Annotated in this window: 21 protein-coding genes; 4 read left to right on the forward strand and 17 right to left on the reverse strand. The window is 48.4% G+C overall.

Features of this window, described 5'->3' with window-relative positions; all coding sequences use genetic code 11:
* The 3 genes from ACQKPA_RS08855 to pdhA form a co-directional block, all read right to left on the reverse strand.
* The gene (locus tag ACQKPA_RS08855; RefSeq protein ID WP_427491348.1) at nucleotides 1-1,320 is read right to left on the reverse strand and encodes a dihydrolipoamide acetyltransferase family protein; all 1,320 of its coding nucleotides are present in this window, start codon (nucleotides 1,318-1,320) and stop codon (nucleotides 1-3) included.
* 29 nt (nucleotides 1,321-1,349) lie between these two features.
* A complete protein-coding gene (locus tag ACQKPA_RS08860; RefSeq protein WP_009589183.1) occupies nucleotides 1,350-2,327 on the reverse strand; it encodes an alpha-ketoacid dehydrogenase subunit beta in 978 nt (325 codons plus the stop codon).
* Between the two features lie 148 nt (nucleotides 2,328-2,475).
* Nucleotides 2,476-3,543: a pyruvate dehydrogenase (acetyl-transferring) E1 component subunit alpha gene (pdhA, locus tag ACQKPA_RS08865; RefSeq protein WP_113056870.1), complete on the reverse strand. Its 1,068-nt coding sequence runs from the start codon at nucleotides 3,541-3,543 to the stop codon at nucleotides 2,476-2,478.
* Nucleotides 3,544-3,799: 256 nt separating this feature from the next.
* Between pdhA and ACQKPA_RS08870 the strand changes: the two genes are divergently transcribed.
* Nucleotides 3,800-4,528 carry an alpha/beta hydrolase gene (locus ACQKPA_RS08870; RefSeq protein WP_071218202.1) on the forward strand — a complete coding sequence of 243 codons (729 nt, stop codon included), beginning with the start codon at nucleotides 3,800-3,802 and terminating at the stop codon, nucleotides 4,526-4,528.
* A 305-nt stretch (nucleotides 4,529-4,833) separates the two neighbouring features.
* On the opposite strand, the gene ACQKPA_RS08875 is transcribed toward ACQKPA_RS08870, so the two are convergent.
* Both ACQKPA_RS08875 and ACQKPA_RS08880 read right to left on the reverse strand, forming a co-directional pair.
* A complete protein-coding gene (locus tag ACQKPA_RS08875) occupies nucleotides 4,834-5,298 on the reverse strand; it encodes a low molecular weight protein-tyrosine-phosphatase (protein WP_427491350.1) in 465 nt (154 codons plus the stop codon).
* An 80-nt stretch (nucleotides 5,299-5,378) separates the two neighbouring features.
* Nucleotides 5,379-6,026: a trimeric intracellular cation channel family protein gene (locus ACQKPA_RS08880; RefSeq protein WP_427491724.1), complete on the reverse strand. Its 648-nt coding sequence runs from the start codon at nucleotides 6,024-6,026 to the stop codon at nucleotides 5,379-5,381.
* 136 nt (nucleotides 6,027-6,162) lie between these two features.
* On the opposite strand from ACQKPA_RS08880, the gene ACQKPA_RS08885 reads away from it, so the two are divergent.
* Together ACQKPA_RS08885 and ACQKPA_RS08890 are read left to right on the forward strand one after the other, a co-directional pair.
* Nucleotides 6,163-6,807: a thiamine diphosphokinase gene (locus ACQKPA_RS08885; protein WP_427491352.1), complete on the forward strand. Its 645-nt coding sequence runs from the start codon at nucleotides 6,163-6,165 to the stop codon at nucleotides 6,805-6,807.
* Nucleotides 6,808-7,075: 268 nt separating this feature from the next.
* Nucleotides 7,076-7,570, forward strand: coding sequence for a C40 family peptidase (locus ACQKPA_RS08890; protein ID WP_071218205.1), 495 nt, complete (start codon nucleotides 7,076-7,078; stop codon nucleotides 7,568-7,570).
* Nucleotides 7,571-7,620: 50 nt separating this feature from the next.
* Here the strand turns inward: ACQKPA_RS08890 and ACQKPA_RS08895 are convergent, their stop codons facing one another.
* Nucleotides 7,621-8,343, reverse strand: a complete 723-nt coding sequence (locus ACQKPA_RS08895) for a response regulator transcription factor (protein ID WP_427491355.1) — start codon at nucleotides 8,341-8,343, stop codon at nucleotides 7,621-7,623.
* 235 nt (nucleotides 8,344-8,578) lie between these two features.
* Here ACQKPA_RS08895 and ACQKPA_RS08900 point away from each other — a divergent pair, with 235 nt between their 5' ends.
* Nucleotides 8,579-11,929, forward strand: coding sequence for a CARDB domain-containing protein (locus tag ACQKPA_RS08900; protein ID WP_427491357.1), 3,351 nt, complete (start codon nucleotides 8,579-8,581; stop codon nucleotides 11,927-11,929).
* An 84-nt stretch (nucleotides 11,930-12,013) separates the two neighbouring features.
* Here the strand turns inward: ACQKPA_RS08900 and ACQKPA_RS08905 are convergent, their stop codons facing one another.
* From ACQKPA_RS08905 to ACQKPA_RS08955, 11 genes are all read right to left on the reverse strand, one after another.
* Nucleotides 12,014-13,087 carry a ThiF family adenylyltransferase gene (locus ACQKPA_RS08905; protein ID WP_427491726.1) on the reverse strand — a complete coding sequence of 358 codons (1,074 nt, stop codon included), beginning with the start codon at nucleotides 13,085-13,087 and terminating at the stop codon, nucleotides 12,014-12,016.
* 181 nt (nucleotides 13,088-13,268) lie between these two features.
* The gene (locus tag ACQKPA_RS08910; protein WP_427491359.1) at nucleotides 13,269-14,078 is read right to left on the reverse strand and encodes an aminoglycoside phosphotransferase family protein; all 810 of its coding nucleotides are present in this window, start codon (nucleotides 14,076-14,078) and stop codon (nucleotides 13,269-13,271) included.
* Nucleotides 14,079-14,383: 305 nt separating this feature from the next.
* Entirely contained in the window at nucleotides 14,384-15,937 is a 1,554-nt protein-coding gene (locus tag ACQKPA_RS08915) for an ABC-F family ATP-binding cassette domain-containing protein (protein ID WP_216531097.1), read from the reverse strand.
* A gap of 122 nt (nucleotides 15,938-16,059) precedes the next feature.
* Nucleotides 16,060-17,055 (reverse strand): hypothetical protein, encoded by a 996-nt coding sequence (locus tag ACQKPA_RS08920; protein WP_427491362.1) that lies wholly within the window; start codon nucleotides 17,053-17,055, stop codon nucleotides 16,060-16,062.
* Nucleotides 17,042-17,596 (reverse strand): hypothetical protein, encoded by a 555-nt coding sequence (locus tag ACQKPA_RS08925; protein ID WP_427491364.1) that lies wholly within the window; start codon nucleotides 17,594-17,596, stop codon nucleotides 17,042-17,044. Before ACQKPA_RS08925 ends, ACQKPA_RS08920 begins: the two co-directional genes overlap by 14 nt.
* A gap of 5 nt (nucleotides 17,597-17,601) precedes the next feature.
* On the reverse strand, nucleotides 17,602-17,997 hold the full coding sequence (locus ACQKPA_RS08930; protein ID WP_427491366.1) for a hypothetical protein: 396 nt from the start codon (nucleotides 17,995-17,997) through the stop codon (nucleotides 17,602-17,604).
* Between the two features lie 24 nt (nucleotides 17,998-18,021).
* On the reverse strand, nucleotides 18,022-18,480 hold the full coding sequence (locus tag ACQKPA_RS08935; protein WP_071218212.1) for an ABC transporter permease: 459 nt from the start codon (nucleotides 18,478-18,480) through the stop codon (nucleotides 18,022-18,024).
* Nucleotides 18,481-18,554: 74 nt separating this feature from the next.
* Nucleotides 18,555-20,627 (reverse strand): hypothetical protein, encoded by a 2,073-nt coding sequence (locus ACQKPA_RS08940; RefSeq protein ID WP_427491368.1) that lies wholly within the window; start codon nucleotides 20,625-20,627, stop codon nucleotides 18,555-18,557.
* The gene (locus tag ACQKPA_RS08945) at nucleotides 20,617-22,527 is read right to left on the reverse strand and encodes an ATPase, T2SS/T4P/T4SS family (RefSeq protein WP_427491370.1); all 1,911 of its coding nucleotides are present in this window, start codon (nucleotides 22,525-22,527) and stop codon (nucleotides 20,617-20,619) included. Before ACQKPA_RS08945 ends, ACQKPA_RS08940 begins: the two co-directional genes overlap by 11 nt.
* Nucleotides 22,514-23,383 (reverse strand): hypothetical protein, encoded by an 870-nt coding sequence (locus ACQKPA_RS08950; protein WP_427491372.1) that lies wholly within the window; start codon nucleotides 23,381-23,383, stop codon nucleotides 22,514-22,516. The genes ACQKPA_RS08945 and ACQKPA_RS08950 overlap by 14 nt, the downstream gene beginning before the upstream one ends.
* Nucleotides 23,380-24,087, reverse strand: coding sequence for a hypothetical protein (locus ACQKPA_RS08955; protein ID WP_216531091.1), 708 nt, complete (start codon nucleotides 24,085-24,087; stop codon nucleotides 23,380-23,382). The genes ACQKPA_RS08950 and ACQKPA_RS08955 overlap by 4 nt, the downstream gene beginning before the upstream one ends.
* Nucleotides 24,088-24,134: the final 47 nt, after the last annotated feature.

The raw sequence follows: 24,134 nt of genomic DNA on the forward strand, positions 1-24,134 counted from the left end.
TTACACCTCCATAACAAGCAGCTCAGGGTTAGCGAGCAGTTGTTTAATATAGTTCATAAAGTTTTGAGCCGTTGCGCCGTCGATGATACGGTGGTCAAAGCTCAAGGACAATGCCATAACAGGTGCTGCTACAATCTCGCCGTTCTTCACAACCGCTTTTTCGCTGATGCGGCCGGTACCGAGAATAGCAACCTCTGGGAAGTTAATGATTGGCGTAAAGAACATACCGCCTGCGGATCCGATGTTCGTGATGGAAATCGTGCTGCCCTTCATTTCGTTAGGAGACAGTTTGCCTTCACGGCCGCGAGCAGCCAGATCACGGATGCTGTCAGCGATCATCCAGATGCTCTTACGATCCGCATCTTTGATAACCGGTACGATCAGACCGTTGTCTGTATCCGTAGCGATACCGATGTTGTAGTATTTTTTGTACACAATTTCGTTCGCTTCTTCGTCGATCATCGCATTCAAAGCCGGGAATTGACGGCTAGCCGCAACGAGTGCTTTAACGATGAATGGCAGATACGTAACTTTCGTGCCTTTTTTCTCCGCGATCGGTTTCATGCGGGTACGGAACGCTACCAGCTCGGTTACGTCCACTTCGTCCATGATCGTAACGTGGGGAGCTGTGTAAGCCGATTTAACCATGGCGTTCGAGATCGCTTTACGGATACCTTTGAATGGTACGCGCTCTTCTTCTGCACGAGTGTCCACCGCTGCGGATGCTGCTGCAGGAGCTGCTTTCGCTTCGGAAGCTGCTTCTTGCGCCGGAGCTGCGGCTTGGCCTCCACCGTTTTTGAAGGCTTCAACATCGTCGCGAGTCACTTTACCGTTGTTGCCGGAGCCCTGCACCTGTGCAATGTCTACGCCTTGCTCGCGAGCGAATTTACGCACGCTTGGCGTAGCCAGAACTTCACGGTTAGGCGCTGCTGGTGCAGCTGCTCCACCGTTTCCGCCTTGTTTAGCATCAGCCGGTGCATCTTGAGCCGGGGAAGAAGTTGTATCCGCGCTGCCTTTAGCTGCATCAGCTTCTTGCGCAGACTGCTCTTCAGCAGGAGCTTCTTGCTCAGGAATGTCGCCTTCAGCATCGATGACAGCTACCACTTCACCGACACGGCATACTTGACCATCCTTGGCAAAAACTTCTTGAACCGTACCGTTCACGGGACAAGGAACTTCTACGACCGCCTTGTCGTTCTGTACTTCCATGATGATGTCGTCGTCTGTTACTTTGTCGCCCGGCTTGATATGCATTTTGATGATTTCACCTTCATGCAGACCTTCACCCAGCTCTGGAAAACGATATTCAAATTTTGCCAACTGAAAAACCTCCCTAGAAATTGCTGCTATTAGAAATTCAATACTTTATTTACGGCATCCACGATACGTGCCGGAGTAGGCAACCAAGTGTCCTCGATTTGCGCGAATGGATACACGGTATCCGGCGGAGTCACGCGAAGCACTGGAGCTTCCAGGTGCAGAATCGCTTTCTCGTTGATTTGAGCGATAACTTCTGCGGCTACGCCTGCAGATTTTTGCGCTTCTTGAACCACGATGGCACGGTTGGTTTTCTTAACCGAAGCAAGCACGGTATCGATGTCGATTGGAGAGATCGTGCGCAAGTCGATGATTTCCGCTTTGATTCCGTTCTTCTCAAGTTCGTCCGCCGCTTTCGTTGCGGTATGAACCATCAAACCGTAAGCGATAATCGTAACGTCGGTGCCTTCGCGAACCACGTTAGCTTTACCAAGCTCAACGGTGTAATCACCTTCAGGAACTTCAGCGCGGAACGCATGATACAGGTTCAAGTGCTCCATGAAGAACACAGGGTCATTGTCGCGAATCGCTGCGATCATGAGTCCTTTTGCATCATAAGGATTGGAAGGTACTACAACTTTAATACCCGGGGTTTGCGTGATCAAACCTTCGAGTGCATCGGTGTGCAGCTCAGCCGCTTTAACACCACCGCCGAATGGCGTACGGAATACGATCGGGGAGTTGTAACGTCCACCGGAACGGTAACGCATACGCGCTGCTTGAACGACGATTTGGTCGAGCGCCTCAAAGATAAATCCAACGAATTGAATTTCAGCGATCGGACGGAAGCCTTGAATACCGAGACCCACTGCCAAACCGCCGATAGCGGACTCAGCCAGCGGCGTATCGAATACGCGCTCTTCCCCGAATTCTTTTTGAAGGCCTTCCGTTACCCGGAAAACACCGCCGACATTACCTACGTCTTCACCGAAGATGACAACGTTAGGGTCACGGCTCAATTCAACGCGCATGGCGTCGCGAATCGCTTCTTTCATGTTCATTTGTGCCATTGCTTCATTTCCTCCTTAAGAAATACAGTTCACTAAAAATTCCAGTGTATATATCGATGTCAAAACGTTCAAAAACCGACCTGATGCAGCCATGACAAAACCAGATGATTATCCAGGATCAACCTTTGACAATCATCGGCCCGTCATTTTATTGGAAATCAGCTTTCTGCTCTTCCAGATGCTTCGGCGTTTGCTCGAACATGCTGTCGATCAAACCAGGTACCGTCATTTTTTCCGTTTGTTCTGCTTTTTTAATTTGCTCGTTGACTTTCGCTTTCGCTTCTTCTTTCACGCGAGCTGTATCTTCCTCTGTCCAGAGGCCTTTTGCTTCCAGGTACTTCGCAAGACGTGCGATCGGATCCTTCTCGTTCCACTCGCCCTCTTCTTCCTTCGTACGATATTTCGAAGCATCGTCAGACAGGGAATGCGGACGGAAACGGTATGTCACAGCTTCGATAAGCGTTGCGCCTTCGCCATTGCGGCCGCGTTCTGCAGCATCACGAACAGCCTTGATCACAGCGAGGACGTCCATGCCGTCAACCTTAACACCCTTGATACCAGCCGCTACAGCTTTATGTGCGATAGACAATGCTGCAGTCTGCTTGGAGAATGGAGTTGTGATGGCATAGCCGTTGTTTTGCACGAAGAAGATAACTGGCAGTTTGTACACGCCTGCATAGTTCAAGCCTTCGTAGAAGTCGCCTTCGGAAGAGCCGCCGTCACCGGTATACGTAATAACCACTTGTTTTTGCTTCTTCAATTTGTAACCCATAGCGATACCCATAGCATGCAAGATTTGCGCGCCAATGATGATCTGAGGCATCAATACGTTAACACCCTCCGGAATTTGTCCGCCATGCTGATGTCCGCGGGAATAGAGGAATGCTTGATAAAGCGGAAGTCCATGCCATACGATTTGCGGCATATCACGGTAGCCCGGGCAGACAAAGTCGTCTTTCTCAAGCGCGAATTCGCTACCTACCATCGTTGCTTCTTGACCGGATACAGGAGCATAGAAACCGAGACGTCCTTGGCGGCCGAGATTTACGGCACGGTCGTCCCAAGTACGGGTAAATACCATACGGTACATAATTTCTTTCAGTTGATCGTCTGACAATTCAGGCAGAAGATCTTTGTTTACGATTTTGCCATCCGGGGAAAGTACAGATAGAGTATCGACTTCCTCGGTATATACTTCATAAGGAACCTTGGTCATTTTTTTCACCTCAATAAATATTTGAATATCAAGTTCCGCTGTTATAGAATTATTATACACCTGTTTTACTCCATTCGTCAAAGAAATACGGGATATAATTTCACATTTCTTAACGTTTGTATGTATAACAGTTTATGAATAATACTATAACAGTATGACAAACATCATAGAACAGCAGCCAACTTCAACATGTCAGGGTAATTTTAACTTATTGTTTACCGCATTTCAAAAACTAACCCGAAAAAGGTGACGAATGATGACGAATGAACGTTTATTGAAGCGAACCATCGTAAAAGAAGTGATTGAAAGCCAGTTTCTGCAGGAGAATCGAACGCTGCGCATCTACCTTCCCCCCGGATACAATGAAATTCTCAGCTATCCCGTCGTTTACTGTCAGGATGGAGAGGAATTCTTCAATTTTGGTCGCATCGCGACTTGGGCCAACCAGCTCATTCTCGAAGAAGGCGTGGAGCCGTTCATTATTGTAGGCGTGGAAGTGAACACCAAGGTTCGCACCGAGGAGTACGCGCCATTTGGCAACCGGTTCGACGCTTATCTATCCTGCTTCGCCGAAGAGATTATTCCCTTCGTCGAACAAAAATATCCTGTGCGCAAAGAGCCTGCCGAAAGAGTACTCGCCGGCGACTCCCTTGGCGGAAGCGTCTCCGTACATCTGGCCCTGCGTTACCCGCATCTCTTCACCCGAATCATCAGCTTGTCCGGCGCCTTCTATGAGAAGTCCCAGAATATGATCAGAGAAGAAAAGGATTTGTCCTGGCTCGACATCTATATGATTGTAGGCTTGCAAGAAGACAACTATGCAACCGATACAGGTGTCTATAACTTCGTTGAATTAAATCGTTCAACAAAGGCGTTGCTGGAAGAACGGGGTGCCACAATATCCTATCTTGAAAAAGACGGCCGTCACCTTTGGGGCTTCTGGCAAAAAGAGCTCCCTGCTGCTCTTATGTACTTCCTGGATTAATCGATTGATTGGCAAAATCCGTTGGCTAATATAAATGACCTGTTACAGCAAAATTCATTGCCTGTCCCACTGGGGACTTCACGTGTTACGCTTTAAAGCAGTTGGCAAAAAAGAATACCTTTGAAGCAACAGTAAGCGCAAGCTATGCGCTCTTTGTTGCTTCACTTTAAAAAAAGATGAACAACCGCGCATTTTTTATGGAATGTGCATTGTTCATCTTTTATGTTCAGCAGCCCGTTCTTCTTGGTATCGCTTTCAATTATTCTCGTCAAAAAAGCGGTTGACTCACCGCTTGTTCGAATCGATTATAGCTTTTCTTTCATGATTTTGTCCAGTAAGATGTCACACCCCGCATCAATAAGCCGGTACACTTCATCAAAATTTCCAGTGAAGTACGGGTCCGGCACCTCACGCAGCTTTTCATCAGGCAGCAAATCCATAAACTTTAGAATCGCGGCCTGATCGCCTCCCGCTAGCTTGCGCAAATTCGCCACATTCGAATCATCCATGCCGATGACGTAATCGAACTTGACGAGGTCCTGGCTTACCACTTTGCGAGCGACCATTCCTTCGTAGCTGATTTGCCAGCTGTCCAGCAGCTTTCGGGTTCCTTCATGGGGAACGCTTCCGATATGCCAATCTCCTGTGCCCGCAGAATCCACGCTAATCTTTTCCTGCAGTCCACGCTGTTCAATTTTATGTCGCAGCACCGCTTCCGCCATCGGCGAGCGGCAGATATTGCCCAAACATACAAACAAGACGGATACCATAATCCTCTCTCCTTCACGCTATAATTCATCGTCATTTCACGAGAAATTTCTAATTCATGAATGACGTTACCTATCATCCATTAACCTGAACTGACTTTTTTTCCATTGGCTGCTGCAGGATGGCCCTCGTGCAGCGACCTTCTGGGCAGCCTCCATTTATAAAGCACGGACAGCATCCGGAATACGATCACCACAACAAACAGGGTAAGCAGTTCCCATGTCTTGGTGGCCACGCCAAAGCCGATGGCGACCCCAGCTATCATGGCCCACACCGCATAGATCTCATCACGGAGCACCAGCGGTTTCCGGCCTGCCAATAAATCGCGGACCATTCCTCCGCCGCTTCCGGTAAGCACAGCAGCTACAATCACCGCGCTCATGGGGTGATTCATTTGCGTAGCGTATAGAGCCCCTTGAATCGCAAAGGCAGATAGTCCGATCGCATCAAACAGCGCCTCCGTTTTCTTCCAGTGCTGAATCAAACCAAGCGGCAGCACAAATGCCACAAATACTGAAATCATCGCAAGCATGATTAAATCGCCCTGTCCCCACAAGGTGGTAACCGGCACGCCGATCAGTACGTTTCTTATAATCCCCCCGCCGAAGGCCGTGACTAAACCTAATACCACAACCCCCAGAATATCGTATTCCTCTTCCATAGCTACAAAAGCTCCGGACATGGCAAACGCAATGGTGCCAATGATACTGAATACGTCAAACACATGCATGTCCAAAATTCAGTTCCCCCGCTCCCCCGTCAATTTACATACTACATTGTAGCCATGCCTATTAAAATTGTGCAAGCATGAAAACTGCTCTATACTAGAATACAATGACAATTCTCTCGAAAAAGGAGGAATTATAATGAAACATACTCGCGTCCTGATCTTTACAGGTGGGGAGTTGTCACCACGATTCCTGGATGAGGTTCAAAACGGGGACTTCATTATAGGGGCTGATCGCGGAGCCCTCTACCTGATTGAACATGGGATCAAACCGGACCTGTCCGTTGGAGATTTCGACTCCATTCCGCCAGAACAGATGGATCGAGTACGCTCCATGAGCGGCAAGGTGATTGACTGTGATCCGATCGATAAAAATTTAACCGACACCGAGCTTGCCTTTGAGCTGGCACTGGAGCATTCCCCCGAATCCATCATGATTCTCGGAGCAACAGGGACGCGCCTTGATCACACGCTGGCTAATATCCATATGCTGATTCGCGGACTCCAACATCATATTCCGTGTTCTATATTAGATGAGAACAACTTTATTACCCTGACAGGCTCCAGCTGCATTGTCGAGAACAAAGGGTTTACATATGTCTCCCTGCTGCCGCTGACTACGGAAGTTACCGGGATTAATCTCGAAGGATTCGAGTACCCGCTCCAAGATGCCACATTGCGATTGGGGCAGTCTCTCGGAGTCAGCAATAAGCTGGCTGAGGACAAAGGGACGGTCCGGATCGAAGGCGGTCTGCTCCTTATTATTCAGAGTAAGGACCGCTAATCATTACTATTTTGTCATCTTTGATACAGTAATGTTAACAATCAAATCCATCGTTAAAAACCCTTGTGTATCAAGGGTTTTTTCTCGTTTCCGACTCATCGTTTGCACCCATTTCTTAATATTTTGTAACTTTTAATCATATTTTAATAATCCGCTTTCATTTCATGCGGCCCAAGGGTTTGCGCCGATTAACCAAAATATAGTCGGTTTCAAATCTGATATACTCGGTTCATCGCAAAAAACAAAACTGCTTGGAGGTAATAACAACATGAATCGACAGCATTGGATTAAGAAGGCCGTAGTAATCAGCTTGAGCGCAACTTTGGGTGTAGGAGCAGTTCTTACTGTTGCACCACCGGCTCCTGTAGAAGCCGCATCGGTAAGCACAGGAACTCGAGTCGTTAACTTCGGTAAACAATATATGGGAACACCTTATAAATTCGGAGCATCTACATCCACTACAAGAGTATTTGATTGCTCTTCCTTTATGAAGCATATCTTCAAAAAATACGGCGTGAATCTGCCTCGTACATCTGCTGCCCAATCCAAAGTGGGTAAAGCGGTATCGAAATCGAACCTGAGAGCCGGCGATTTGGTATTCTTCTCGAGCGGAAGCCGTGCAAATGGCCGAAACGTGACTCACGTTGCCGTTTATATGGGTAACAACAAAATTTTGCACACTTACGGCAAGCCTGGCGTAACAATCTCCAGCCTGTCTGGCAACTGGAGCAAAACTTACCTGAAAGCTCGTCGCGTACTGTAGTTTAATTACTCCATTGTTACTATGGAATTATATCAAAGACCGTCTTCCTCTCACGGAAGGCGGTCTTTTTTGCTTGCAGTATTGATTTCTTCCTGCGATAGCAGTTTATATCCGGTTCCCCGAATCGTTCGCAGCAGCTTTTGTTTGCGCCCTCGATCGATTTTCTCTCTCAGATGAAGAATATAAACATCTACCACATTGGTGCCTGTATGAAAATCGTAATCCCACACCTGTTTTAATATATCCTCACGCGTGCATACCTGCCCCTGCCTTCTAGCCAAAAACAACAGCAGATCATATTCGCGATGAGTCAGCTCGATCGCTTCTTCTGCTCGGGATACATTCCGGCTCAGGGGATCGATCACCAGATCTCCGATTCGGATGACTTCCTCCTGTTCCATGCGACCAGTCTGAAATAGTTTCAGTAAATTGGCAATCCGCGCCAACAGCTCCCTTGTATCTCTGTCATTAGGAATGTAGTCATGGGCACCTGCCTCCAATGCCTGAATGGCTTCATCAGAACCGTCATTTCCGATGACGATGATCGGGATCTGTTCACTTTTGCCCGTCAATCGCTCCACGAGATTGAATTCGCTCATACCCGGCAATCTGCTGTCGATAAGCAGCAGGGCTGCGCCTGAGCGCTGCAAAACGGCGACCACTTCTGAATAATTCATGGCATGTTTAACCCTATAGCCCGCTTGTTCCAAAATCTCCATAACGGTCTGGACCCGATCTTGATTGTCTGCCGCGATCAGTATTACTTTCTCCACGGGTTCCCCCCCGCTTTCAACACTTAATAATGTAAGTATGGCTGTTTCATCCTGCTTTCACTCCAAAAGATGCTGCGGATCACATACGTTTTCCGTAGAATTACATCTTATCTCCGAAGCGGCGCTATTTTTATAATGGGATAAAGGATTAGGAAAGGGGGATATCTTCACCGATTCGCATGTTCAATCGGAAAGGAAAGTATGGTGTGAACACACTTTGGAGGAGGAAAATAACATGCGCAACAAACTCGTGGTATGGCCTCTTGTCATGGCTATGCTGATTTCTATCGTATGCACGGCTGCAGGGCCGCCCGCACCGGTTTCAGCCGCAGGCGAAATCAACCTCTCGCTTGGCAAAGCTGTAACAGCAAGTGGTCAATCCCAAACCTATGGACCGGCTAACGTTAACGATGGCAATTCGGGTTCGTACTGGGAAAGCACCAACCATGCGTTCCCGCAGTGGATTCAAGTCGATCTCGGTGCTGACACCAGCATCAACCGGATCGTCCTAAAACTTCCTGCCACCTGGGAGTCACGGACACAAACGCTAACCGTGCAGGGCAGCTCGAACGGTTCGACATTCTCCAATTTGGTGGACTCGGCCGACTATGAATTTAACCCCTCTACAACAGGAAACTCGGTGACCATCAGTTTTGACGAAACAAGCACGCGATATGTTCGCCTGACCGTAACCAGCAATACGACGTGGCCGGCTGCGCAGCTGTCTGAGTTCGAGATCTATGGACCGTCAGTCTCCCCGCCAACGCCTCCGACGGGTAACAACATTGCGAGCGGCAAACCGATTACCGCCTCCTCGAGCACGTTCACGTATGCAGCAACCCATGCTAACGACAACGACATCCAAACCTACTGGGAAGGCGGAAGCAATCCAAGCACCCTGACGCTCGACTTGGGAACTGACCACGATATCACCACCATCGTACTGAAGCTGAATCCGTCTCCGGCGTGGAGTTCGCGCACCCAAACCTTACAAGTGCTCGGGCATGACCAGAGCACAATGAATTTCAGTAATTTGGTATCGGCGCATTCTTATGCGTTCAATCCCGCGTCCGGCAACTTTGTGACGATTCCCGTAACGGCAACCGTTAAACGTCTACAATTGAACATAACGTCCAATTCCGGCGCACCGGCCGGGCAGATTGCGGAATTCGAAGTGTACGGCAGAGCCGCCCAGAATCCGGACCTGACCATTACGGATATGTCTTGGACTCCTTCTTCTCCGATAGAAAACGATGACTTTACAATGAGCGCTACAGTCAAAAACATTGGGGACTTGGAAGCTGGGGCTACGACGGTCAATTTTTACCTGAATGGCGCTAAAGCAGGCTCCTCCCCGGTAGGTCCGCTTGCAGCAGGAGCATCCACCTCGGTAACAGTACAAGCCGGAACCAAAGCCGCTGGATCCTATTCCGTCAGTGCGAAGGTCGATGAGGATAATGAAATCGTGGAACAGAATAACGAAAACAACAGCTATTCGCATACATCCCCTCTGGTTATTGGTAGCGTTGCAAGCTCTGATTTGATAGGAACCGTACAATGGTCACCAGCCACTCCTGTCGCAGGGAATGCGGTAGCCTTTACCGTTAATCTTAAAAACCAGGGCAACAAAGCCACGGCAAGCGGATCCCACGCAATTTCCGTCGCTCTGAAAAATCCGGCCGGTTCAACGATTCAGTCCTTCACCGGAAGTTATGATGGCGCGCTTGCTGCAGGTTCCTCCGCCGCCGTCCATATTCCGGGCACATGGACAGCAGCCAACGGCAGCTACACATTAACAACAACCGTGGCACCCGACTCAAACGAAGTCCCCCTCAAACGGGAGAACAACGTCAGCCAGGCCAATCTCACGGTATATTCCGCACGCGGCGCCAGCATGCCATATACCCGATACGATACGGATGATGCAATACGCGGCGGCGGGGCTCAACTGAAGACGGCACCGACATTCGATCAAGCGCTCACAGCATCTGAAGCATCCGGCCAACGTTATGTCGCGCTTCCTTCCAACGGGTCCAATCTGGAGTGGACGGTTCGACCAGGTGAGGGCGGTGCAGGCGTAACTATGCGCTATACGATGCCGGACTCATCAAACGGCATGGGATTAACCGGCTCGCTCGACGTTTATGTGAATGGTGCGAAGAAAAAAACCGTTCCATTAACTTCCTACTACAGCTGGCAATATTTCTCCAGCGATCATCCTGCAGATGAGCCTGGGGGAGGACGCCCTCTCTTCCGGTTCGATGAAGTACACTGGAAGATGGATACGCCGCTCCAGCCGGGAGACAAAATCCGGATTCAAAAGTCTAATGCCGATAACCTGGAATATGGCGTGGATTTTATCGAAATCGAACCGGTACCCGCGGCTATCGCCCGTCCGGCTAACTCGGTATCCGTAACGGATTTCGGTGCAGCGCCGAACGATGGCCAAGATGACCTATCAGCGTTTGAAGCTGCTGTGCAGGCTGCCGCTTCAAACGGCAAAACCTTATACATTCCTGAAGGGACATTCCATCTGGGGAGCATGTGGAAGATCGGTTCGGTTGGGAATATGATTGATGACATCAAGATCATGGGCGCTGGCATCTGGCATACAAATATTCAATTTACTAACCCGAATGCCGCTTCTGGCGGGATTTCGCTTCGGATCACAGGCCAGCTTGATTTCAGTCATATCTACCTCAACTCAAATCTGCGGTCTCGTTATAATCAAAACGCAGTCTACAAGGGATTTATGGATAACTTCGGCACCAACTCCAAAATCCACAATGTGTGGGTTGAACATTTTGAGTGTGGATTTTGGGTAGGCGATTATGCGCACACCCCAGCCATTATCGCGGAGGGGCTGATCATTGAAAACAGCCGGATCCGCAATAATCTTGCGGACGGTGTTAATTTTGCTCAAGGAACCAGCCATTCAACCGTACGTAACAGCAGCATTCGAAATAACGGAGACGATGGCCTCGCCGTATGGACGAGTAACGTGAATGGCGCACCTGCGGGCGTGAACAACAACTTCTCCTATAACACTATCGAAAATAATTGGCGTGCGGCAGCTATCGCATTCTTTGGGGGAAGCGGTCATAAGGCTACTCACAACCTGATTGTTGACACCGTAGGCGGTTCCGGTATTCGAATGAATACCGTGTTCCCGGGTTACCATTTCCAGAACAATACCGGCATTCTGTTCTCCGATACAACGATCATTGGGAGTGGAACCAGTAAAGACCTGTACGATGGGGAGCGCGGCGCCATCGATCTGGAAGCATCAAATGATGCGATCCGCAATGTCACGTTTACCAACATCGATATCCTGAACACACAACGCAGTGCCGTTCAGCTTGGTTATGGCGGCGGTTTTCAGAACATCGTTTTTAACAACATCCATATTGACGGTACGGGGCTTGACGGGATTACATCCTCAAGATTCTCGAATCCTCATCCAGGTGCGGCGATTTACACGTATACGGGCAATGGGTCGGCAACATTTAACAATCTGACAACGCAAAATATCGCTCATCCTGATCTGTTTTTCATTCAGAACGGTTTTCAATTGATTGTGCAATAATCCGGCTTAAACATCAAAAGGAGGGGTCTTGTGCGACTCCTCCTTTTGATGTTGACGGATCTATGGATAAGTAATTGTTGCAGATTAACCGCCAACGTATTGATTATACAGCGACCTGGCCTTGGCAATATCCGATGTGCCATGCACCAGGGTTCTGCCGTCCCGGAATATTACCAAACGATGTGGATTCACCTGATAGATGATCATATACGGCGTTACGGTTGCCTTTCCTTGATGAAGCCTGTTCAATCGCTCGGCCATTTCGTCCAATTGAAGCTGCAGGGGTCTGGCTGGCCTGATCTGTACCGTATCTCTACCGCACAACACTTCGCTTTTATCCGCGTGTTCAGCCGTCAAGTAAGGATATTTTGGATGCTCCCCGCATGTGGGGCAGTCCGATTTTTTCGCTCGGTCTACGCCAAACTCCACCCGTTCATTACGCCATAAGTCGAAGGACAGCATCTTTTTTCTTAGAACATGTCGATGCCCCGATAAAAGCTTCATCGCTTCCATCGTTTGATGGGCTGCGACCATCTGTACCGCTTGCGGAAGAATTCCGTTAATGTCGCAGGTGTCACCGCCCAAGGGAATCGTCCCCAGCAGACAGTTCAAGCATGGCGTCTCTCCCGGCAAGAATGTGTAACTCATGCCTGAGCTTCCGACGCAGCCTCCGTAAATCCACGGGATTCCATGCTTAAATCCGATGTCGTTCAGGATCAGCCGGGTTCCGAAATTATCGGTAGCATCCATCATCAAGTCAACACCTTGACAGAGTACCGCCAGTTCCGGCGCACGTACATCCATAACGATACCATCCACGATACCGTCTGAATTAATTGCAGATAAGCGCTTAGCCGCTGCTACGGCCTTCGGCAATCGATCGATCGCGTCCTGTTCGGTAAACAGCTGCTGACGCTGCAGATTGCTCCATTCCACGTAATCCCGATCCACGATGGTTACATGCCCGACACCTGCGCGAACCAAAGTTTCCGCTACGGCGCTTCCCAGCGCCCCGGCACCAAGAACGAGCACATGGCTCTCCCGGAGGCGAAGCTGACCTTCTTTTCCAAATGGGGTAAACCGCTCTTGCCTAGAATATCGATCCTCTCGTTCCATATGAACTGTTACACCGCTGTCCGGGGACTCCGAAGCTGCCATGAAGAGAGGCTGCGTACGATTTACTTCCTCCCTGTTATCGTTTAAACGAGACATGAATTTTCCTCCGATCAATATCTGCAAATCTTCTAAATAAGAGAAGACTTCACGAAGTTTTAAGATGACGACCCATGATTAGAAATACCCATCCCCCGAAGAGGATGGGCTGTTTACTTTTTTCAGCCTAAAACAACCTTGTATTCAGCGCCTTCCCCAGTACATCGCGATGACGCAAAATCCAGGCCGCACTCCGCGCCCTCCAGGCCAATCCCCATAGTGGGCCTTCCGTTTCCGGCGTGACCTGCAACTCGATCGCTTCCTCTGCCGTTTCCCGAACGACCACCTCAACGATGATATCAAACAGGTCCGTTCGAAAGGACGGATCGACGCCATAGGCGTCAACCATTAAACGGAGCTGCCTTGCACGGGCATTTGCATCCGGCAAACCGACTCTTTCCGCAACATCATCATCGTGCAGCTGCGGAAAGAGCCAGCACACACGGGCTAATTCGACGAGCGGATGTACAGGTCCGGCGTATTCCCAGTCAATTAATGCAATTGGCATCCCGTCTCGGGTAACCATATTCCAAGGTGCAATATCACCATGGCTGTATACAAGTCCGCTGTCACCCATCTCACGCAGGAACCACGGCTTCCAGACACTCCCGGGCTCTGGTTTAAATGTAGCCGAAGCGTCATGAAGCTGACGCAATAATTGTCCTACTTCGATGATGCCTTCGTCGCTCCAAGGACCGGGATGAACAAATTCGCCTTCAATATAACTTAACATCTCTTGGCCTTTCTCATTACATCCTGAACCTATAATATCCGGAATTGACGTAAACCCTGTCTGCTTCAGATGCCTCAGCAAAGAGTGAATAGCCGGCGTCCAAGGTCCGGATGGGCGGTACACAATCTGGCCCTGCCGTACAACCAACTTCTCAGGAGAGAGCAAGACTTCTTCTCCCCGACTTGAGTTATTATCCGAATTCATTAAGAAACGACTCCCCTTCAGAAGGGAATTACACGGGTTCATGGGGCTATGGATGCGAATCCCCTTCGTATAATAATGCCCCGATGGATAAGTCCATGTCTTCCATCAACATCTCCTCCGTTCATTTCAGGTTGTTTCTAGCATATCACAAATAAACCATAAACCGTACAGTCCACCGTGCCGGATAAACCAAAGGAGGACAGGCAGCAATCTGCCCATCCTCCTTATGGAATACTAATGCATTCATTCTAATCAAGGTTTTCATATATCCTGGCTGAGGGCAGGATTGGCATTCTGATATGAAATCAGGAATTCTGGTTGGACCAATCTTCGACGTTCCAGATCTTGGTCACCCAATCCTCGTAAAACTCAGGTTCGTGGGAAACCAGCAGAATTGTGCCTTTATATTCTTTCAAAGCACGTCTTAGTTCCTCCTTAGCCACAACGTCAAGGTGGTTCGTCGGTTCGTCAAACAGAATCCAGTTGCTTTCGCGCATCAGAAGTTTACACAGACGGACCTTGGCTTGCTCTCCGCCGCTAAGTGCCTTCATTGGACGGGTAATATGCTCGTTTTTGAGCCCGCAGCGAGCAAGGGCTGCACGAACCTCGTGCTGGTTCAAATGGGAAAATTCGTTCCAAACATCATCAATCGGCGTAATATTCCCTGGACGTACTTCCTGCTCAAAATAAGCAGGCACCAGGAAATCCCCTTGATAGGTCTTCCCCGAGAGCGCTGGAATTTTGCCAAGTATAGTCTTCAGCAGCGTTGATTTACCTACGCCATTACAGCCTACAATGGCAATTTTCTCTCCTCGCTCGATCAGGATATTCATTTTGGGGAGCAATGGCCGATCGTATCCGATCTCAAAGTCGATTCCCTCGAATACCGTTTTACCGCTGGCACGGGATTCCTTGAAGTTAAACACAGGTTTGGCCGCTTCCTCCGGGCGGTCAATCCGCTCCATACGATCCAGCTGTTTCTCCCGGCTCTTCGCTCGCCCAGAGGTGGAATAACGGGCCTTGTTCCGCTGAATGAAGTCTTCCTGTTTCTTGATGAACTCCTGCTGCTTCTCGTAAGCATCAATATGCTGGTTTTTATTGATATCAGCCATTTCCAGGAACTTCTCGTAGTTCGCTGTATAGCGAGTTAATTTCGCAAACTCCAGATGATAGATCACATCCACCACCTGGTTCATAAATTCCGTATCATGGGATATCAAAATGAAAGCATATGGGTACTGCTTCAAATATTGAGTGAGCCAATCAATATGCTCAACATCCAGATAGTTGGTAGGCTCGTCCAGCAACAGTACATTCGGCTTCTCCAGAAGAAGCTTCGCAAGCAATACTTTGGTACGCTGTCCCCCGCTTAACGTCGCAACATCACGATCCAGGCCAATGACGGATAACCCAAGACCATTCGCCATCTCCTCAACCTTTACGTCCAGCATGTAGAAATCCCCGATATCCAGCTGCTCCTGAATTTCACCCATTTGTTCGAGCAACAGCTCCAACTCTTCAGGAGAAGCATCACTCATCTTATTGGTGATCTCCATCATTTCTTTTTCCAGCTCGAGTAGAGGCAGGAAGGCATCCTTTAACACATCGCGAACCGTTTTGCCAGGTGTCAGCTTGGTGTGCTGGTCCAGGTATCCGTACCGGATCTTCGGTGTCCACTCCACCTTGCCGCTGTCTTTTAACAGCTGCCCGGTCAAAATATTCATTAGTGTTGATTTGCCTACGCCGTTTGCTCCAACCAAACCAACATGTTCGCCTGCCAACAAACGAAAGGATACATTCTTAAATAGAGTACGTTCCCCGAAATTATGTGATACGTTCTCTACAGTCAATAAACTCATGGCTATAGTAACTCCTGTCTGTATAAAATGAACTTATTTCATGTTAATTTAGCGAAATATACACAGTCAAGAGTTTATTGTATCACATCATGGAGCCCGGCAGAAACCATAACTTTCAGGGATTAGAGGACACCGGGATTCGAACAGCTTTTCTCTTGATATCCCGCTGCCGCTGCATCCTTGGCACTCGGGAACACTTCTTCCACGCGATAGTTGAATTGACAGACATCACGGTAATAATATTTGAGTCCCCTGCTATCCACCCCTCCGAAATAAACAGGAGCTTTAACAAGTCTGCCGCCTCCAAGGGCATAGTTATTATAATACTGATCGCCCATGGGAATGCCTTGAATAAACGCCATCATACCGATGTCATCCATGGTATTCACCCACTCTTCCTGGGATATCAACGGAAGCGCGAACGTATAGGATACTCCGTTTCGGAGTGCCACTTGGTTGTGCCGCTGTATGTAATAAGCAAGTTGATCTTGAACGCTATTTACAATCGTGATCCGTCTGACTTGTTCAAACCTATCCTTATCTTTCAGCAAAGCTATACCCGTCCTGCCACTCAGATCATCCCGATAGCCGGAGTGCCAGCTGGAGGAGCCTCCACCTGATTCATATACCTGAACGAAGGAATCCAATGTAAACTGGATGCTATTTCCGCTGCCATCATTCCAGGAATAAGGGATTTTTGGGGTCCATCTGTGCTCCATGAGCTCCTCCCCATGCGCGTTGGTGAAGGTTTGTGAAACATACATATAAAACCCGTCATAATCCAGAACAACGATAGCAGGAATATACCACCACAGAGCAGACTGCGCAGCCGGATCATCCGCGATACCCATGTTAATGTACAGCGTCCGGGAAAAGGACTCCAGCGCTCGTTCTTTGTCCGCACGCATAAATTTTATAGAATCATATGCCGACTCTTTGTCCTGGGTCTCATTATCATTCAGCATCATCCCGCCGTCTTGTACGGCTGTACGCAGAGCAGCCGAGTATTTCATTTCTACGTACCGGACATCCTCTAAACTCTCGGCACGCATGCCCAGGATAATAAACATGGGGAAAAACACGGCGGTAAATACGATGGCAAGATCAGTAATCTTCATTCAGTACCAAGCCTCCGTATGGGAATGCGATTGCTGTTTTTCCACCAGAATTTGATCCGGTCAACGCATCGAACATGATCAATCCGGGGGTTCGATTCAGAGTACTGACACTTACCTGAAAGTGATCTCCGGCCGTTAGACGGTATCGGCGTCTGTCATCCTGTTTATCGACATCCGATTCCGGGAATAGATAGCCCATAACATCTTCCTGATAATAAGCATCATATATGACGGAATAGCGGTTCAAGAATGTTCCAGGATCTGAAGGATCGGCATACTCCGGGTGGTACTTCTTGTGATGATGTTCCATTTCTACATTGTAAATGTTCCCGGTGGCTGCCAGCTCTTGCAGGAAGTCATTGTACATGATCGGAGTAATATACCCCTTCGTACGAACACTGTCCACGAATTTGGTAACGGATTGATAAACAACGAGTCGTGACAGATCATCCTGTCTTCTGGCCATCTCGCCTGCGGGAACCAAGTACAGCAGAAGAAGGGCCAGAAAGGCAGCAAACCATTTCGAAACCGAGTTTGACATTGTTGTTACCTCACTTTTACAAACTGGATGCTCTCCACATCTCCATCGATCCTCCGAACGTACTCCGCATCATAACGTGCTTCCATATCTATGATCGAAAGATCCAGTTCCTCCGGATTACTGCCTGATCGGAACAGCACGCCATCCACATACATATTAAAGCCGCCAGCTTGAACCTCTCGCAGTGTGAATAATACTTCGCTTCCCTTATAAATGAGCTTCCTGTTCTCGTTCGTCATCTCTACGGTGATCACACCCGCATGCTGCTCCTGAGTCATTCTGCCTACGGCTGATATACCGCCATCCACCATCGACTGAATATGGAAGGCATACAGGGCTGCGCCAAGAAATAATGCCACCGCAGCTGCCAATTCAAGTGCGCTTATCGTTTGTCCCCGCAAGGCAAGTCACCTTTCCATTCATAACTATTGATCGAATTTAATGCCTCTGATTACGTTGGAATCATCCTTAACGATGGTCGCCTTAAATTTCCCGCTTGGATTGACGTACTCTGGGCTTTTCTCATCCATGACGAGTTCGATATTCCCTTGCCTTGAATCCGGATTGAGAATCGAACCGTCCTTCTCCAACACATTGCCGTACCATTGCCCTGCTTTATTTTTCCCTGTTGCTATGAAAACTCCAAATTGATCCTTGTCCTTGTATTTGCGCAGTGCGTTTGTCACCTGAGAGCCGCTGATGGTTGTTCCGTCATACACGGTAAATGCTGCCTGGGACAACTCTGTCTGAATATCTGAAAAATTGTTTTGAGCGGTTTTGGTTGCCTCCTGCGCCGAAATAAACAAAATAACAACAATGGTAATCAGCGCAATGGTCAGAAATATGCCGGCTGCAACCTTTAAAGCGGATGATGCATTATTCATTGAAATCTCCCTCATTCTTTCAATTATTTTTTGATCCTGTTGATCATGATTCCAGTTAACCAATCCTCGTATCGTTATAATCGTTGAATTTGCTCATAATACGTTTCCATCTGGGAGAAACTCATGCCGATTAGCGGGATGACAAGATACATAAAGATCAGCGCATACATCGGAGTAAAACCGATCATTCGCCCCCATGCGGCCTTCGTATCGATCATCGCTTCGTACTCCTGCTTGCGACGCTCGAAACTGAATATCATTTCTCCATCGAGGTCATCAAAAACATCCTTGATCGGTACTTTATCTACCGCAAGCAGCAGCTTGTCCACCAGCCGCTGAAATTCAGGAAACCAGACGTCTTCCTTCAGCTCCAGCAATGCCAACTGTGCGCCATGTTCGTAATGAAGCAAGCTTTTTTGAATGGGAATCTTAAAAATAACTGCAAACCGATTTAGCCATTCTAAGATGGCCTCAACCGAGATACGCTCCATTCCCCGCAGGATGGATATGACCGTCTGAAACTGATAAATTTCATGCCGCATTTCCATATTGCGTACTTTCCGGTGAAAATGCAGCAGCCATAATGGCGCCGCATAAGCAGCCACACCTGCCAGAAAGGATAGCAGCAGCTCCCACCATTTCAAATACTCGCTATCATAGCGCTGCAGTTTGGTCATAATTCGATCGGTTGTGATCTCAACTTGTTCCTTGGTCAATGGAGTAGGATCTGTCGCACTAATCATCTGCTTGACCTGATCATCGGTTACATCCGGCGACATATGCAATTGTTCCATTAGCAGCCGATCGCGTTCAACCGTTTCCTCTGCCTGCCGACGCTCGATCTCATTCATCTGGCCGAACAGGGATTGGTTCAGAAAAACGGGGGCATACAGCAGTTGATGTTTAGCCTGCACATGTAGACCTATAGCTAGCGATAGCGACAGGAAGAAAGCCAGGAAGAAGAACGTCACCCTTCTGATATAGAGCCATTCGAACTTGATTCTTGCGTTGCTTTCCTTTAGTAACCGTACCTGCCTGTCATATTTCACCGTACCGGGTGTCGGAGCCATCACCTTCACAAGCCAGCGCATAAGAGGTAATCGGTACATTCTTTCTTCCAAGGTCATCTTCTGAACCTCTGCGCGGTAATCTGTTTCCCGATTTTGCTGGAGCTTCTGAAGCAAGATGTAAGAGATTAGAATGATGACATATATCGATACCTTGGTCATAAACCCGAGCTTGCTCATATAAAACTCATCCATCGACGGAAAACTGCTTCTGGCCCAGCGTTCAATTGGTTTGGTAAAAAAGACCGGAGCCAACGCAATCACATTCAAACCCTTCATTAAATAATCCAGCTTATCTCTGCGCAATATTTCCAATTGGATCTCCTTGGTCAACCCGCTTAGGCCATGCAGATAGATAGAGCCTTGTTTTCTCGCATGATCACCAAACTCCATGACGAGATGTGAAATACCCGCAAACGCTTTAAGATATCGGTTCGGCGCTACCTCATAATACCTCTCCAGCTCGTCATCAGGATCGTTGGATACCAAGGCATTATAGATCCGATGAGCATGCATAGAGATTTCATGCCCTGAAGTCTCCGCCCCCTCGTACAAAGCTTCCTCTACCATTCCATGCTGCTGATAGTGATGGCGGACGGAGGAGAACAATTCAACCGATTGAATAAGTATTTTTCGTTCCAGTCGGTTAATGAACATCTCAACAAGCATATTGTTAATAACCGCTGCTGCAAGAATAACAATCACAATAAACCCCAGGTCCGGATGACTCCATATAAGGAGCATGGCGGTTAACCCGATCGTACCGGTAATCGCGAAGGCTAGTCTCACTGTTTCAAACCGGAGTGATATTTCGTCATAGGGATGCATGATCGCGATCCGCTGTCTGATCCGTTTAAGATAGGCTTTGATTACAGGAAGCTTCATTCCATACCTATAGGCCAATTGAAACCATTGCCGGAACATCCCGCGCAATGATCTTATCTCGCCCGCATCCACCTTTACGACAGCTACCTCACGATACCCTCGTCTTCTGTTTATCCACGACACGATACCGAATGTGATGGAAAACAGCGCCAAAGATATAATTAAAATCAGTATTAATACATCTTTAGAGGACACTTTGTTCCCCCCAACCCGAAGCCAGAAACACTCTGAATTCTTCGGCATCTTCCGGATGCATATGCTCCGTCATTTCGCGAACACTGTTTTCGGATAACCTGGCGGCAGCGATATAGCTACCGTCCCGGTATTCAATCACATTACGAGATACGAAATAACTTACTTCGTTCAATCTCCGCATATGTTCTGCACTTAACTGAAAATATTCCTCCATACTGTTCTGCCAGCGCTTTTCTGAAGTTCCCTCGAATGGTGGCAGGGATCCCTTCTCAACCGGGATGCACTCTGTAATACGCTCTATGTAACGGTTACCGTAAGCGTCTCTTCTTAGATGAATGTCAAAGTTGATCACACTGACCACCTGCTGCTCCGCAATATGCTCTTGCCTGAAAACGCCGCTCTTGAGCAAGGAGTTGCGCAAGGATTGTACAAGGTCTTTGAATGTCTTGGCATGATGGGTAAACACGGTAAACAAACTTGCCACTTGGGACATCTGTATCATCCATGACGCTACCTCGTCACTGGCAACCTCACCAAGAATATTAACGGTACCGTCCGTCTTCTTCTGCAGATCCAGACCGGCCTGCCCACTAATATGCTCGGTTTCCCTGAAGCTGAGAATATTCCTGCGGCTATAGATTTTCCTTAAATGCAGCTCAAAGGCCATCTCTTGAACCCGAAGGGTATAAGACGCATAAATATGACCAACCATCGCCATGAGCAGCGTTGTTTTTCCGGAACCCTGCGCACCGGTGATTGCCGTAATCCGGCTGCCTTTCATTAAATACCTCAACAAACCGATCACCAATTCCGAGCCGTTTCCCGTAATTAACTGATCAAGCGAAGCCTTGGGCAGATCAAACTTGCGGACAAAGAACGCCCAGGACTCGGCAAATGGGGGCCGGACCACAACAACCCTGGAGCCATCTTTCATCTCATTCACTTTATAACCGCTGGCTTCTGAAAGCTGCCCGGGATGATTGTATTTGTATATGTTTTGACATACCCTCTTCAATTCCAGCATCGAACCAAACGATAAAAAAGCTAGATGCAGCGACACCCCTCGATAAAAAATCCAGACACTCTCACAGCCTGTTGCTGGCGATTCGGTATTTGAAAAGCCAGCCCCCAAAAACTCATCCTGGGAGTGAAAGATATCCTGTCCGCTGTCACGGTTGACAGGAATGCCGCTAACCCCGCCACTGATCCCGTCGATCCGTTGATCCCTGATTTCATCCACGACGGAAAAGCCTTTGTACTGCTGATAAATGCGCTGAACGACGATATCAAGCTTCTCCGGAAACAGGAGCGGTCGCTGCTCTGACTCATAAATATAAGCAATATCCTCTGCGGTTACCGCATACACACTGCCCTCTCCATAACCGGGAATCACGCGCGGCCCTGCAAGATCATACGTCTCAAGAAGTACGGATAAAGCATTCTCCCCATGCCTCTGCTTATACAGGTATAATAGGATCTCGAATTGATCCTGGGCTGTTAACTCGGTCAGGTTTTCGAACGGAATGGCCGCATGAATGTTGGACTCGTTCAAACCCAGATCTCTGACCAGCAGCTGCTTTAAAAAATCCTTTACATATGCTTTATCCAGCACGTCTCCGGATACGCAGCCCTTGAGGGCACTTCTCAATTCACTTCGCTTGTTCAGCCTTCGGCGATACTCCTCTTCGTGCAGCCCTAAATCAGACAACTGGCTGTGCGTCAGCTGATGGAGGCTTTCTTTAACAAAAGAAGTCATAGCTTCAAGAGAATAGGGGTCCGATCCCCGCGAAATAGCAGCCGCCGGTTTTCGGGTATCCAAATAACGCAGATATACAAACAGTAGAACAAACAAAATAATGACGATGATCCATATCGTATTGAAGGAATTACCCAAGAGCATGCTGGCCTCCCGCTTTCGAGACGCCGGAAGGAAGACCAAGATGTTCAGCCGCGGCATCCGCCAAATTACGAACTGCATCATACAGTGAGCTCATGCGTTTCAGGTCAGCGCCTCCCCGACTTCGCTGCATATAGGGCATAACGGAGCGCATATTCCATGCATCCGTCATGCCTGAACAATATGGAACACCAAGCACCGTCGTCTTGATGCCAAAGCGGCGTTTGATATTTTGCAGTGTACAATGGCTCTCCCGGTCATATTTACCGACGATATACAAGCTTGCCTTGTCCTTCAGTTCAGGGAGCAGCCCCTGCTGTTCAAGCTTATTCTCCAGTACATGCAAATTTTGATTCAAACCAACCACGATCAAGTCGGCAGCTTGAAGTATCGCGCGATCTACCGCTCCCGGAATTCCATTACCTGCATCGGCCACCGTGACGTCGTAACTTCGCTTGGAGGACCCCATAACTCCGATCATAAGTTCCGCCTGTTTCCTGTCCTCCACACTGCTTGCGGTCCGTATATCATCGGCGGACATCGGTTTCGGTCCACATAAAAGATCTAGCCGATCAGACAGGAGCGGCAAAGTATAATTGCGTACATTCTCCGGGTTCAGCCTCCCGCTTGTACGAAGTCTTTCCATGGCATCCATTCCGGTATCTTGAAATGCCGTCATATAATCAAACAATTCCTGCTTAAAGGAAAAAGCCTGTTCCACTCGCTCCCCTGCATGTCCACCATGGGTGAGCAGCACTTTGACCTGATATTCCAACGCCAATACGATAGGTAAACTCGAGGCCAACATCGTACTGCCGCTACCGCTCTTCAAGGGACTCCATACAGCAATCAGACTCATGCATGCCTCCTTCCTGCTTGCCGAAGTGCCCGGCGAATATGCCGCTGCTCCATTTCCGTTAGCAGGCGGAGAAGTTCGGTAAGCGATCGCTTATACTGTCTGGATAATGGCTTGATACCCAGTCTTCCTGCATGTTCATTTTTTATTTTCAAGGCGAAGAACAATTCATCCCATGGCATTTTCACGGGAGGCCCCAGCCACTGAATCCGGCTGTCTTCCAGATAGCCCTCTATGTAGGACTCATCCATCAAATCTTCAATGACCTGAACATATACCCGATGGAAAGGAGGGAGCGGATCATCTGTTCTTGCGGCTCTTAATTCATCAAGCAAAGCCGTACTCTTGCGCAGTCCGGTTACCTCAAACCCGCTAACCCAAACATGGGCATCTGCTGTATCCCACTGCATCTTGTCCAGGAATTCCGACTTCTCCACGTCCATGACGATATAGTCGTACTTCTTCTCGTCTGTTTCTTCCAGATAGTCCATGAGCGACGTATAGTTCTCAAATCCGGTTGCTACGTCGAATCCGGCAAACTCCATAACCGGCAACTTCGGGTGCATCACGCCTATGCAATGTTTGTACTTCGCATCCATCGCACCATCCACGAGCAGTACCCTGTTGTCTCCATTGGCTAATATTTTGCACATATATAGGAGCATGTCGCTCTTATCACAGATGCCTGTAAATATCCACGTCTTCACTTTGATTACACTCCTTCAAATGCTCATCTGTTCTTCGGGCTTAGCTT

Origin of the sequence: Paenibacillus sp. NPDC093718, from assembly GCF_050279985.1 — a bacterium.
Lineage (GTDB): Bacteria > Bacillota > Bacilli > Paenibacillales > Paenibacillaceae > Paenibacillus_AQ.